The organism is Yoonia sp. GPGPB17 (assembly GCF_037892195.1).
Classification (GTDB): domain Bacteria; phylum Pseudomonadota; class Alphaproteobacteria; order Rhodobacterales; family Rhodobacteraceae; genus Yoonia.
In genome coordinates this window covers 487,330-499,277 of the sequence record NZ_JATACI010000002.1, presented here as the reverse complement: position 1 = coordinate 499,277, position 11,948 = coordinate 487,330, and the positions used below count along the sequence as shown (strand labels likewise).

Genomic DNA, 11,948 nt, shown 5'->3' with positions numbered 1-11,948 from the left:
CTCTTTTTTGGCTCAAATCCGCGCGGCATGCCCAGAAACAGTCTTTCCCAGCACAGAAGTATGATCGTTTCGTGACAGATCGCCCCTGACCCTCTAAGAGAGGGGCACGACAAATCTAACGGATTCGGAGCTGCCCCCTTGTCCACTGCGATGCCCCCGCCCATCCCTTTGACGATGATAAACTGCGGGAGGAATGTGGCGTCTTTGGCGTTGTCGGCGTAACTGACGCATCAAACTTTGTCGCCCTTGGCCTGCACGCCCTGCAACACCGCGGGCAAGAAGCAGGCGGCATTGTGACCCACGACCCCGAGACCGGATTTAACCAACAGCGTCGTATGGGGTTGGTACGTGATAACTTTACCTCAACCGCGATGATGGAACGTCTGCCCGGCACAATTGGCATCGGACATGTGCGGTACTCGACAGCGGGGTCCAAGGGCCAAACAGCGATGCGCGATGTGCAGCCGTTTTTTGGCGAGTTTGCCATGGGCGGTGCGGCGATCGCCCACAACGGCAATATCACCAACGCCCTGTCGCTGCGGCGCGAGTTGATCGAGCGTGGCTCGATTTTCCAAAGCTCGTCGGACAGCGAATGCATCATTCACCTGATGGCGCGTTCGATGGGCCGCACAATCCCTGATCGCATGGAAGAGGCGCTGCGCAAGGTCGAAGGCGCGTTCTCTATCGTCGCCATGACCCGCACCAAGTTGATCGGCTGCCGCGATCCGCTAGGCGTGCGCCCGCTGGTGCTGGGCAAGATTGGCGATGGCTGGGCGCTCGCGTCGGAAACCTGTGCACTGGATATCATAGGGGCCGAATTCATACGCGAGATTGAGCCCGGAGAAATGGTTGTCGTGACCGAAAAAGGGGTTGAGAGCCACTTCCCCTTCCGCCCCAACCGGGCGCGCTTTTGCATCTTTGAACACGTCTATTTCAGCCGCCCAGACAGTATCTTAGGCGGCCGGTCCGTCTATGAGACCCGCGAAAACATCGGGCGCGAATTGGCAAAGGAAAACCCGGTTGATGCTGATCTGGTTTGTCCGGTCCCTGACAGTGGCACGCCAGCGGCAATTGGCTATTCACTGCAATCGGGTATCCCTTATGCAATGGGGATCATCCGCAACCAGTACATGGGCCGCACCTTCATCGAGCCGACCGAGAGCATCCGCAACATGGGTGTACGCCTAAAACTCAACGTCAACCGGGCGCTGATCAAAGGCAAACGGGTGATCCTTGTGGACGATAGCGTTGTGCGGGGCACCACCAGCCGCAAGATCAAGGAGATGATCCTTGATGCCGGTGCAGCCGAGGTACATTTCCGCATCGCCTCCCCACCAACCTCATGGCCCTGCTTCTATGGTGTCGATACGCCGCAGCGCGAAAAACTGCTTGCCGCGACCATGACCGAGGAACAGATGCGCGATCACTTGGGCGTTGATAGCCTCAAGTTCATCTCGCTCAACGGGCTCTATCGTGCCGTGGGCGAAGCATCTGGGCGCGACCCCAACGCACCTGCCTATTGCGATGCCTGTTTCTCGGGCGAATACCCCGTCGCGCCATCCGATATGATCGATCAGGGGTTTCAGGCAAAAACGGCTGCGGAGTAACCTGCCGCGCATTCTGACGCCAATGTGAACGCGATTGCGCCCAATTAGAGGTGCAACGCCGCGTCAGAGATGGCGCACCCCTTTTGCCTTGCCGCATTCTCTGCCAAGACCGCGCAAACGATAAAATCGGCGCAGTTTTCAAAATGTCAGACCAGATTCAAAGCGCGGCGCTTGCCGGGACCAATGCCACGATGTCGGATGCGCTGGAATTGAACAGCCTCGCGGTCATCGGATTGATGGACGCCCATGATGGCACCGCCGCCCTACTGCGCTCGTCGCGTGGGCAGATTGCGCGGGTGCAGGTGGGCGATACGGCCTTTGGTGTGCAGGTCACGGCCATTGGCGACGCGCAGATCTTATTGACCGATCGTTGGGGCCGCACGCAATCCTTGGCGTTGCCACACAGCTAGCGCTTGACCTTGGGCGCTGTTCGGCACATCACCCAGCCCATGACAAAGACTGCACTCATCACCGGCGCATCCCGCGGCCTTGGCGCGGCATTGGCCAATGCACTGGCCCCAACCCACCACATCATTGCTGTCAGCAAAACCGTTGGCGCATTGGAAGAGCTGGACGACGCCATCAAAGCGGCTGGCGGGCAAGCCACGCTTGCCCCCATGGACATCAGCGTGGATGAGGCAATGCAGCAATTATGCCGGGGCATTTATGACCGGTGGGGCAGCCTTGATCTGTGGTTGCACACGGCGATCCACACAGCACCCCTTGCACCCGCAGGACACATCGGGTCCAAGGACCTTGCCAAATCCATGGAAGTAAACATTGAGGCCACATCACGCCTGATCGCCTATGTCAGCCCACTACTGGGCCAAAGCGGCAAAGCAGTCTTTTTTGATGATCCACGCGGCGGTGATCAGTTCTTTGGCGCATACGGGGCCACGAAAGCTGCGCAAATCGCTTTGGCCCGCAGCTGGGCCGCAGAAAGTGCTAAAACCGGACCAAAAGTGCAAATCCTGACGCCGCTGCCGATGCCCACGGCCACACGGGCCCGTTTCTACCCTGGGGAAGACCGCGCCGCACTGGCCGCACCTGAAGCGGAAGCGGCACGACTGTTGCCAATGATCCTCGGCTAGCGCCGTCTGATTGCACGTAGCACCGTCCGACTTGCCGCCCATCGCGTCAGCGCATAGGAACAACCTATGGATAAAGGGGCAGCGGCATGCGTATTCTGATCACCAATGACGACGGCATCAACGCCCCCGGTCTGCGCGTCCTGACCGACATAGCGCAAGAGATCGCAGGTCCTGACGGTGAGGTCTGGACCGTCGCCCCAGCCTTTGAACAGTCGGGTGTCGGACACTGCATCAGCTATACCCACCCCACCATGATTGCCGAATTGGGCCCACGCCGATTTGCCGCTGAGGGATCACCGGCGGATTGCGTGATTGCGGGGCTCTATGATGTGCTCAAAGACAATCCGCCGGATCTGATCCTCTCGGGCGTGAACCGGGGCAATAACGCCGCCGAGAATACGCTTTACTCAGGCACGATCGGGGCTTGCATCGAAGGGGCACTGCAGGGTGTGCGATCCATCGCCTTGTCCCAGTTCTATGGCCCTGACAACGCAAACCTCGAAAATCCGTTTGGGGCAGCCGCGGTACATGGTGCGGCTACTGTGCGTGCATTGCTCAATGAAACACTGTGGGATGATGCGGACTATAAGGTGTTCTACAACGTCAACTTCCCGCCCGCCCCGGCATCAGCCGTCAAAGGCATGGCCGCCACGACCCAAGGGTTCCGTTTAAACACAAGGTTCCGCGCCGAAGCGCAAACATCGCCCACCGGGCGCAAGTTTCTATGGGTACGCGGCGGCCCGCAACATGAACCCACGGCGCCGGGCACGGATGCGGCGGCAAACCTTGATGGATATATCTCGATCACGCCGATGCGGGCAGACCTAACCGACTATGCACTGGTCGATACGCTCAAGGACGCACTCAAGTGACGTTTGATGCGGCCACCAAGATGCAGTTTCTTTATGCTTTGCGCAGTAAAGGCGTGACGGACACGCGCGTTCTGACGGCGATGGAACAGGTTGATCGCGCCGACTATGTCAAAGGTACTTTCGCCGACCGTGCCTATGAAGATATGCCATTGCCCATCGCCTGCGGACAGACAATCAGCCAGCCCTCTGTTGTCGGTCTGATGACGCAGGCATTGCAAATCAACCCACGGGATAAGGTGCTCGAAATCGGCACTGGCTCTGGCTATCAAGCCGGTATCCTGAGCAAGCTGGCGCGCCGGGTCTATACTGTTGATCGGTATCGCAAGCTGGTCCATACCGCGCGCGCAGTGTTTGAGGCCAACGACATCACAAACATCACCACATTCACGGCCGACGGTAGCCGGGGTTTCGAAGAACAGGCCCCTTTTGACCGCATCCTGGTGACGGCGGCCGCCGAGGACCCACCCGGCCCGCTACTGGCGCAGCTGCGCGTCGGCGGGATCATGGTGTTACCAGTCGGACAGTCCGATGCCGTGCAAAGTCTGATCCGCGTGACACGCACCGAAACCGGCTTTGAATACGATGAATTACGCGCTGTACGCTTTGTCCCCTTGCTAGAAGGGCTCGGACAAGAGTAAACTACCCCAAAATATAGTACGACCCCATAGATAAGGGGCGACTTGACAAAGGAGCGGTAGGATGGCGAACGGGCATATCCCAGTAAGGCGCGTAGTGATGACGGGTGTGGCAATGGTCGCCCTCGCGGCATGCGAAGATTTTGATTTCGACTTGCGCGATGTCGGCAATGGGTTTGACACGACCTCTGCGGTACAATCACTGCCAGGACGCCCCCGACCAGATGACCGCGGCGTGATCTCTTATCCCAATTATCAGGTGGTTGTCGCACGTCGCGATGACACCATTCGCGGCATTGCGATCCGCCTTGGTCTCGATGCGAATGAACTGGCCGAATACAATGGCATCGAACCGGATGTCATCCTGCGCCGGGATGAAATCATCGCCCTGCCCTCGCGTGTGACAGAACCCTCGCCTGCGACGGGTGCAATTGGCACCGGACCGATCCAGCCGCTTGACGTGACAGCCGTTGCCACGACAGCACTTGACAGGGCGGATGCTTCCGGCACTGCGGTGACGGAGACGCCAATTGAACCGGTGGCAACCCCTGCCCCTGCAACACCTATTGTGCGTGGCAATGAACCGATCCGCCATCAGGTCAAACGCGGCGAAACCGCGTTCTCGATCTCGCGCCTTTACAACGTCCCTGTCGCCAGTATCGCGGAATGGAACGGGCTTGATACGGCATTCACCATTCGTGAAGGTCAATTCCTGTTGGTACCGCAAGGCGGTGCCGCCCCAGCGTCGGCAACGGCGGCCGATGTGACGGCACCGGGCGATGGTACGGCAACGCCCATCCCGCCCAGTGCCGCACTTCCCTTGCTTACTGAAACTCCATCAACCCCTGTGGCGGCAGCTGACGTACCTGCAACACCTGATCTTGGCACTTCCTCTGCGCAGCCTGCAAGCAGTGGCGCACGCTTCCTGATGCCCATTCAGGGGTCCATCATCCGCGCCTACGCGCCAGGGACCAACGAGGGCATCGATATCGGTGCGCCAGCGGGCACTGATGTGCAGGCTGCGGGCTCTGGCACGGTTGCGGCGGTCACGACAGACACCAGCGGTGGTGCGATTGTCGTGATCAAGCACAGTGACGGGTTGCTAACGGTCTACACTCAGATGGAAGCGCTGACGGTCGACAAGAACGAAAGCGTCTCGCGCGGCCAAACGATTGGTAAAGTACGTGCAAACGACCCCAGCTACCTGCATTTCGAAGTGCGGCGCGGTCTGCAAAGCCTCGATCCGGGTGATTTTTTGCCCTAAGCGTATGTCATGTAAGGTGGATCGAGATCCACCTTACGCCAATGACACACCCTGCCTGCCCGCCAGATCAGTGAAATACTGCCATGCAACCCGGCCGGACCGGCTGCCGCGCGTCGCCTGCCATTCAATGGCTTCGGCCCGCAAGGTCACATCATCAATCATGACCCCATAGGCATCGCAATATCCTCGGATCATCGCAAGGTATTCATCCTGATCGCACGGGTGAAAACCCAGCCAAAGCCCAAAACGATCTGACAGAGACACTTTCTCTTCCACGGCCTCTGACGGGGAAATCGCCGTGGACCGCTCATTCTCGATCATATCACGCGGCATCAAGTGGCGGCGGTTGGATGTCGCATAAAGAACGACATTCTCGGGGCGTCCTTCGATGCCACCATCAAGTACCGCTTTCAATGACTTGTAGTGGGCATCATCATGGCCAAAGGACAGATCATCGCAGAACAAGATGAACCGCGCGTCTGCGCCACGCAAAAGGTTCAGACAACGCCCGATGGTTGGCAGGTCTTCGCGCTGCACTTCAACGATCTTCAAGCTTGGATGGTCTGCATGAACGGCGCCATGCACTGCTTTGACAAGGCTGGATTTTCCCATGCCGCGTGCGCCCCAAAGCAGGGCGTTGTTAGCAGGCAAGCCTGATGCAAACTGGACGGTGTTCGTGATCAATGTGTCCCGCGACCGATCCACCCCAACCAACAATTCCACCCCCACGCGGTTCACACGGCCAACAGGCTCAAGCCGATCTGGGTCGGGGTGCCACACAAAGGCGGAAGCAGCGGCGAAATCAGGTGCCGCCTCTGGCGCGGGGCTGATCCTCTCAAGCGCCGCTGCAATCCGCTTCAAGGTCTTCTTGCTCACGTCTTGGGATCCGCATTCTCAGCAGCATCCGCTGCGGCTTCACCCTCACTGAGATCATCATCGTCGATGTCAAAGAGGCTCTCATCTTCGCCAATGATCCCTTCTGCGCGGGCAACCCGATCTTTCTTGCGCTCAACCGCCGCTACAAGGTGGATGGAAATCTCATAAAGCCCATAGACCACCACAAAAAGGATCAGCTGCGTTGTGACATCCGGTGGCGTCACAAGGGCGGCCACAATCAGGATACCAACCACGGCATATTTCCGTGTGCCACGCAAACCGCGCGAACTGGCCAATCCGGCAGAACCCATCAACGTCAGCAACACAGGCAACTGAAAACATACACCAAATGCCACGATCATCTTGAGCGTGATATCAAGCGTCTCGTTCACCTTACCGTTAAAGACAATATCGACCCCTTCCGAGGTCGATGGCGCAACGCTAGGCAGGCTCAGACCACCGGCGGCACCGGGCAAAAGTTCGGTCCCTGGTGGCGGCGGGACGGCACCGACCATGATCGCCGACACAAAGGACGGCAGATCAGCAAAACCCAGAAAAAACGCCATGGCCAACGGCACAACAATGTAATGCGCGAAAGCCGCGCCAATCACGAACAGAACCGGTGAGGCGACAAGGAACGGCAAAAACGCATTCTTTTCATTGCGGTACAAACCGGGCGCTACAAAGCGCCACAACTGATAGGCAATGACAGGGAATGAAATCGTCAAACCACCAACAACCGAAATCCGGATCAAGGTAAAGAAGTACTCCTGCGGCGCAGTGTACTGCATCACAGGGTTCGGGTTGCCAAGATCCCGCATGGTCCGTTCAATTGGGCCCAGCAGAAAATCAAGCAGCATACCGCCAAACGAGAAACAAATGATCATGCCGACAAGGAACGCCATGACGGAATAGATCAGACGCGAGCGCAGCTCAGCAAGGTGCTCGAGCAGCGGGGCAGAGCTGTCTTCGATGTCGTCTTGGGTGCTCATGATTTTGCCTCAGGTGCGGGGCTTTCAGGCGCCTCAACAGCAGCCGCTGCTGCTTCTTCAGCTTCCTTCGCCTTGCGTGCAATCGCGGCATCGCCCATCGCCTTGCTCATCTTTTCTTTTGCCGCTTGACGTTCGGCGGAAAGCTCTGCCGTTGCTGGCCCCTTGGTCATGCCTGTCGCTTCTTTCAGCTTATCGGCGCCGAACTTTGTAGGGTTGGCCGCAGCGTTGAGCGTCTTGGACACCTCTTTCACGCCTGCCTGATCGGCGGCTTGATTCATCGCGTTCGAGAACTCACGCGCCATCATACGCGCTTTGCCGGTAAACTGCCCCATTGTGCGGAACAGACCGGGCAGGTCTTTGGGGCCGATCACAATCAGCGCCACAATGCCGACAACCAGCATTTCGCTCCAACCAAGGCCAAACATCAGGCGCGGTCCTTTCCGTCAGGCAAAGCGATCAGACTTTGTCTTTTTCTTCTTCAGGGGTCACGTCTTTGGCTTCGGCCATGCTGTCTTCGATTTCCTGCTTGCCGTCATCAACACCCTTTTTGAAAGCGGTGATACCTTTGCCGACTTCGCCCATCAGGCTGGAAATCTTGCCGCGGCCAAACAGGACCAGAACGACAACGGCAATCAGCAGAAGACCGGGAAGGCCAATATTGTTAAGCATATCTTTTCTCCTATAGCGGGCGAACGGCGCCGCATCGATTAGTCTCTTCGCTCTGACAGATAGGGCTCAACGCCCGCCAAGGGAAGCGCGAACTGCCCATTTTTGCCGCCCTAACGCCCTTTTTTGTAAGGGTTTTAAGAAATTAGTGACAAAAACTTGTCAGTTGCCAGAAAAATGGCAAAACTGGCACGAATCAAAGGGAAACCCATGCGCCGTGCCGACCGCCTGATGCAGCTTGTTCAGATCCTGCGGGATGGGTCGCTTCATCGCGCATCTGATCTTGCGCGTGCCACCGATGTCTCTCTCCGCACGATCTATCGCGATATGGAAACCTTGGCCGCGTCAGGCGTGCCAATCGAAGGCGAACGCGGGATCGGATATCGTGTCACCGCGGCCATCACTCTGCCGCCGCTGAACCTGACCATGACCGAGATGGAAGCTTTGCATCTTGGCCTCAACGCCGTCAGACACAGTGACGATGCAGAGCTTTCAGCAGCGGCCCGCGCGCTTTCCGACAAACTTGATGCTGTCATACCAGAGGATCGCAGCCGCGCACCCAATGGCTCGGGCTTTGCAATATACCCTTTTGCGGATGCCGCGCGTGGGTTTCAGCATCTCCCAATGCTAAGACAGGCCGTGCGGACCCGCCAAAAGTTGGAAGTTGTGCTCCAAGACAAGACCCGCACAGTTCGCCCCCTGCGATTGGATTACTGGGGGCGCTTATGGACCTGTGTGGTCTGGTGCGAGACGACCAATCAATTCGATGAAATCCGTGTCGATCAGATCACCAGCCAGCGAATCCTGCCTAGTCTTTTTGTGGATGAAGCCGGAAAGGGTCTGGCCGACTACAATCGCCTCAAGACCTAAAGCCACGCTGCTGGTGCGACTATGGGACGGAAGTAGGCCATCATGCGCATCTCGCCCTGCGCATTCGCGCCCCAGGGTGCCACCCCATGCAAGATATGCCGGTCAAGCAAGATCGCTTGCCCCGGCGCGGCTGTTACCTCAACCCGTTCACAGGTTTCGAACACGGTGCGGCGGTTTTCCTGATAGATTTCTGTTACGTCGACATCGCCCCAGTCCTCTGGCGCCAAACCGGTATACGCAGTGCGAAATGCCGCGCGCATCATCCGGTGACTGCCGCGCCAGACCACCAATGGGCTGGCGCGGACATCATCCAAGGGAAAGCCCAGAATAAAACCATGCGGTTCCCGCAAATGCCGACGTTTCTGTGGCCCTTCTGGCAAAAGCCCGTCCACATGTGCAGCGTCCCGGCTATGGCGGAACCGATGCGCTGCATCGCTTTCATTGACGTCCTGCTGCGGGTAGCCGGGAAAAACAATCGATAGCTGTGCTGCATGCCACGTGGATGGCGGCGTAACATGGTTCCGCCAAGCACCGGCAAGCGGAACACCATCCACGCTACCATCAGGGCCATTCGGCAAGGCGTCCACGCCGACAAACCACGTGCCCACGTGGCGCAGGTCGCCGCCTTTATCCAAAACCGCCTTACCAACACGATGGGCCGCGTTTGCCCAGGCCGCCACAGCCCGATCATAGGGGAATATGGCATAGCCATCCTGTGACAGGTCTCGCGCCTCCATCTCGCGCGCCTAAGCTGCCAATCTTGTCACGTGGTCCAAAGCCGCCAGCACCACCGCCGGACCTGCCCCGTCCGCATGGGCGTTTTCAGACAAATGCCTGCGCCAACCGCGTGCGCCGGGACGCCCCTGAAACAAGCCCAGCATGTGGCGGCTTACCTGACCCAATCGCCCACCCTGCGCAAGGTGATCCGCAATGTAAGGCAGCATCAGATGCACGACCTCTTCCGCCGTCCGTCCCAACGGATCACCATAAATCTGCGCATCAGCGTTCAGCAATATTTCGGCAGGCGTATGATAGGCCGCACGGCCAATCATCACGCCATCCAGACCTCGTGACAAAAAACCCTCAGCCTGATCCAACGTCGCAATACCGCCATTGATTGAAAGATGAAGATGAGGAAACAAACCCTTCATTTCCATGACTAAATCGTAATCAAGTGGAGGTACGTCGCGGTTCTCTTTCGGGGACAACCCCTGCAACCACGCCTTGCGCGCATGCACGGAAAACCGGTCAACCCCGGCAGCCGACACTTGGGCTAGAAAGTCGGGCAGCACGATATGCGGATCTTGATCATCAACACCAATGCGGCATTTGACCGTGACCGGAATACGCACAGCAGCGATCATCGCCGCGACACAGGCTGCCACCAAACTTGGGTTTTCCATCAGTATTGCGCCGAAGCTGCCTGATTGCACACGATCCGACGGACATCCGCAGTTCAGGTTAATCTCAGCATACCCATAGCCTTCTGCAATACGCGCTGCTTCTGCCAGTTGGGCCGGGTCCGAACCGCCCAGTTGCAAGGCAACGGGGTACTCATCCGCACAAAACCCCAAAAGCCGATCCCGGTCACCATGGATGATGGCCGGTGCAGTGACCATTTCGGTAGACAGTAAGGTATGGTGCGACATCAGACGATGCAGATACCGGCAATGCCGATCTGTCCAGTCCATCATCGGGGCCACCGAGAGACGCGCATGTTGATCCAGTTTCATTTCTTGCAAGGCTCTTTGTCAGACAAGACCTGAACATAACGCAAATCGGTCCGACGGCACAGAGGGCTTACGCCCACCGAGCGCATTTTGTCTGGGCAACGGGGCAACCATAACCGCTCCAGTTGCTTGCTTACAATACGTTCCGTCGGCCACGACATCAGCGAGATGGGGCGAGGGCCCTCATTCCGTTGAATATGGACACTTACGGCGGCGTTGACTGCATTTCGTCATCCCAGCAGCATCTTGGCCGAAGGTTAGAGCAGCACCGCCTGCCCGGTCCGCGCGCTTTCCTGCGCGGCCAATCCCATCGCAATCGCCTTGGCCCCATCGACCAGTGTGACCTCGACATCGCCTTCCCCACGCACAACCGCATTGAAGCGCTGATGCTGATAGAAGGTCGATCCATTGTGGTCGCCCGCGTCCAGCAGCCTTGGATCAACCGGAATCTCCGAGACATACGGACCCTTGGGTGCGCGCGGACTGATGATCATCTGCGGCACGGGCGGATCACCCAACAGCTTTGGCCAAAACCGCCCCGGGCCCGGCACCAGCGCCTCAATCTTGCCCTTGGGTCCAACCGCACTGATTTCTTCCTGATACTTGGACCCTTCAGCAAACATGCACAGTTCCAGCATCGCGCGTGTGCCTTTCGCGAAATCCAGAATGACATAGCCATTGTCCCAAATGTCAGGGGCTTCACCGTCGTAGCGCTCATCAATATGGTTCAGCGACTGGCCTAAGACTGGCCATGACGCGGATAGGTTCATCATCCAGGATCAGACGCATCAGATCAAAGAAGTGGCAACATTTTTCAACCAAAGTGCCACCCGTCTTGGCATTAAAACGGTTCCAATCGCCAATCTTCGGCAAGAACGGAAAGCGGTGCTCGCGGATCGTCAGCATCTTGATGCCGCCCGTTGCCTGCTCGGCCTGCGCAATCAAGGCCGCAACCGGCGGCATATAGCGATACTCCATCGCGACCCAAACCGGGTGCGCATAGCCCGCAAACAGCTTGTCCAGCACCGCGGCATCTGCAGGGTCCGTATATAGCGGCTTTTCGCATAGAATCGGCATCGGACGGGTCGCCACGATCTGCTGCAACTGCGGGACATGCAAGTAGTTCGGGCTGACAACGACAACCGCATCAAGGTCCTCAAAACCCAGCAATTCCTCCAGCGAACCTGCCACATGGGCGTTTTCGGCCAAGGTCGCGCCCGCTTCAGCTAGCTCGCTGACTGGATCATAAACGACTGACACACGCCCCTGCGGCAAAAGGTTGATATTCTGAATATGTTCGCGACCCATCATGCCGCAGCCAATCAGGCCATAGTTTACCGTCTTC

13 protein-coding genes and 1 pseudogene are annotated in these 11,948 nt (G+C 58.0%); 7 read left to right on the top strand and 7 right to left on the bottom strand.

Going from position 1 to position 11,948, the window contains the following annotated elements; translation table 11 throughout:
* The first annotated feature begins 122 nt into the window (after positions 1 to 122).
* From purF to QTO30_RS02810, 6 genes are all read left to right on the top strand, one after another.
* Positions 123 to 1,607: an amidophosphoribosyltransferase gene (gene purF, locus QTO30_RS02835; RefSeq protein WP_340425856.1), complete on the top strand. Its 1,485-nt coding sequence runs from the start codon at positions 123 to 125 to the stop codon at positions 1,605 to 1,607.
* 143 nt (positions 1,608 to 1,750) lie between these two features.
* Positions 1,751 to 2,017 (top strand): hypothetical protein, encoded by a 267-nt coding sequence (locus QTO30_RS02830; protein ID WP_340422370.1) that lies wholly within the window; start codon positions 1,751 to 1,753, stop codon positions 2,015 to 2,017.
* Positions 2,018 to 2,056: 39 nt separating this feature from the next.
* Complete coding sequence (locus tag QTO30_RS02825) at positions 2,057 to 2,698, top strand: SDR family NAD(P)-dependent oxidoreductase (RefSeq protein ID WP_340422369.1); 642 nt, start codon at positions 2,057 to 2,059, stop codon at positions 2,696 to 2,698.
* Between the two features lie 86 nt (positions 2,699 to 2,784).
* Positions 2,785 to 3,570 carry a 5'/3'-nucleotidase SurE gene (gene surE / locus QTO30_RS02820; RefSeq protein WP_340422368.1) on the top strand — a complete coding sequence of 262 codons (786 nt, stop codon included), beginning with the start codon at positions 2,785 to 2,787 and terminating at the stop codon, positions 3,568 to 3,570.
* Positions 3,567 to 4,208, top strand: coding sequence for a protein-L-isoaspartate(D-aspartate) O-methyltransferase (locus tag QTO30_RS02815; protein ID WP_340422366.1), 642 nt, complete (start codon positions 3,567 to 3,569; stop codon positions 4,206 to 4,208). The genes surE and QTO30_RS02815 overlap by 4 nt, the downstream gene beginning before the upstream one ends.
* 61 nt (positions 4,209 to 4,269) lie before the next feature.
* Positions 4,270 to 5,469 carry a peptidoglycan DD-metalloendopeptidase family protein gene (locus tag QTO30_RS02810; RefSeq protein WP_340422364.1) on the top strand — a complete coding sequence of 400 codons (1,200 nt, stop codon included), beginning with the start codon at positions 4,270 to 4,272 and terminating at the stop codon, positions 5,467 to 5,469.
* Positions 5,470 to 5,502: 33 nt separating this feature from the next.
* Here QTO30_RS02810 and QTO30_RS02805 read toward each other — a convergent pair whose 3' ends face one another.
* Genes QTO30_RS02805 through QTO30_RS02790 form a run of 4 tightly spaced genes read right to left on the bottom strand, consistent with a single transcriptional unit; the run spans position 5,503 to position 8,006 of the window.
* The gene (locus tag QTO30_RS02805; RefSeq protein ID WP_340422362.1) at positions 5,503 to 6,345 is read right to left on the bottom strand and encodes an ATP-binding protein; all 843 of its coding nucleotides are present in this window, start codon (positions 6,343 to 6,345) and stop codon (positions 5,503 to 5,505) included.
* Positions 6,342 to 7,337, bottom strand: a complete 996-nt coding sequence (gene tatC, locus QTO30_RS02800) for a twin-arginine translocase subunit TatC (RefSeq protein ID WP_340422361.1) — start codon at positions 7,335 to 7,337, stop codon at positions 6,342 to 6,344. The genes QTO30_RS02805 and tatC overlap by 4 nt, the downstream gene beginning before the upstream one ends.
* Positions 7,334 to 7,762 (bottom strand): Sec-independent protein translocase protein TatB, encoded by a 429-nt coding sequence (gene tatB, locus QTO30_RS02795; RefSeq protein WP_340422360.1) that lies wholly within the window; start codon positions 7,760 to 7,762, stop codon positions 7,334 to 7,336. The genes tatC and tatB overlap by 4 nt, the downstream gene beginning before the upstream one ends.
* A gap of 31 nt (positions 7,763 to 7,793) precedes the next feature.
* Entirely contained in the window at positions 7,794 to 8,006 is a 213-nt protein-coding gene (locus tag QTO30_RS02790; protein ID WP_100366394.1) for a twin-arginine translocase TatA/TatE family subunit, read from the bottom strand.
* A gap of 207 nt (positions 8,007 to 8,213) precedes the next feature.
* On the opposite strand from QTO30_RS02790, the gene QTO30_RS02785 reads away from it, so the two are divergent.
* Positions 8,214 to 8,873: a helix-turn-helix transcriptional regulator gene (locus QTO30_RS02785; RefSeq protein ID WP_340422359.1), complete on the top strand. Its 660-nt coding sequence runs from the start codon at positions 8,214 to 8,216 to the stop codon at positions 8,871 to 8,873.
* On the opposite strand, the gene QTO30_RS02780 is transcribed toward QTO30_RS02785, so the two are convergent.
* The 3 genes and pseudogenes from QTO30_RS02780 to QTO30_RS02770 form a co-directional block, all read right to left on the bottom strand.
* Positions 8,870 to 9,610, bottom strand: coding sequence for a hypothetical protein (locus QTO30_RS02780; RefSeq protein ID WP_340422358.1), 741 nt, complete (start codon positions 9,608 to 9,610; stop codon positions 8,870 to 8,872). The two genes, QTO30_RS02785 and QTO30_RS02780, sit on opposite strands and share 4 nt — an antisense overlap.
* Positions 9,611 to 9,619: 9 nt before the next feature.
* Complete coding sequence (dusA, locus tag QTO30_RS02775; RefSeq protein WP_340422357.1) at positions 9,620 to 10,606, bottom strand: tRNA dihydrouridine(20/20a) synthase DusA; 987 nt, start codon at positions 10,604 to 10,606, stop codon at positions 9,620 to 9,622.
* Between the two features lie 254 nt (positions 10,607 to 10,860).
* Positions 10,861 to 11,914: pseudogene (locus tag QTO30_RS02770) on the bottom strand (Gfo/Idh/MocA family protein).
* Between the last annotated feature and the right edge of the window lie 34 nt (positions 11,915 to 11,948).

What these genes read in the sequence shown, in the direction of transcription:
- QTO30_RS02830 (WP_340422370.1), top strand. Translation starts at nt 1,751, where the DNA reads ATGTCAGACCAGATTCAAAGCGCGGCGCTTGCCGGGACCAATGCCACG.
- QTO30_RS02825 (WP_340422369.1), top strand. Translation starts at nt 2,057, where the DNA reads ATGACAAAGACTGCACTCATCACCGGCGCATCCCGCGGCCTTGGCGCG.
- surE (WP_340422368.1), top strand. Translation starts at nt 2,785, where the DNA reads ATGCGTATTCTGATCACCAATGACGACGGCATCAACGCCCCCGGTCTG.
- QTO30_RS02810 (WP_340422364.1), top strand. Translation starts at nt 4,270, where the DNA reads ATGGCGAACGGGCATATCCCAGTAAGGCGCGTAGTGATGACGGGTGTG.
- tatC (WP_340422361.1), bottom strand. Translation starts at nt 7,337, where the DNA reads ATGAGCACCCAAGACGACATCGAAGACAGCTCTGCCCCGCTGCTCGAG.
- tatB (WP_340422360.1), bottom strand. Translation starts at nt 7,762, where the DNA reads ATGTTTGGCCTTGGTTGGAGCGAAATGCTGGTTGTCGGCATTGTGGCG.
- QTO30_RS02790 (WP_100366394.1), bottom strand. Translation starts at nt 8,006, where the DNA reads ATGCTTAACAATATTGGCCTTCCCGGTCTTCTGCTGATTGCCGTTGTC.
- QTO30_RS02785 (WP_340422359.1), top strand. Translation starts at nt 8,214, where the DNA reads ATGCGCCGTGCCGACCGCCTGATGCAGCTTGTTCAGATCCTGCGGGAT.
- QTO30_RS02780 (WP_340422358.1), bottom strand. Translation starts at nt 9,610, where the DNA reads ATGGAGGCGCGAGACCTGTCACAGGATGGCTATGCCATATTCCCCTAT.
- dusA (WP_340422357.1), bottom strand. Translation starts at nt 10,606, where the DNA reads ATGAAACTGGATCAACATGCGCGTCTCTCGGTGGCCCCGATGATGGAC.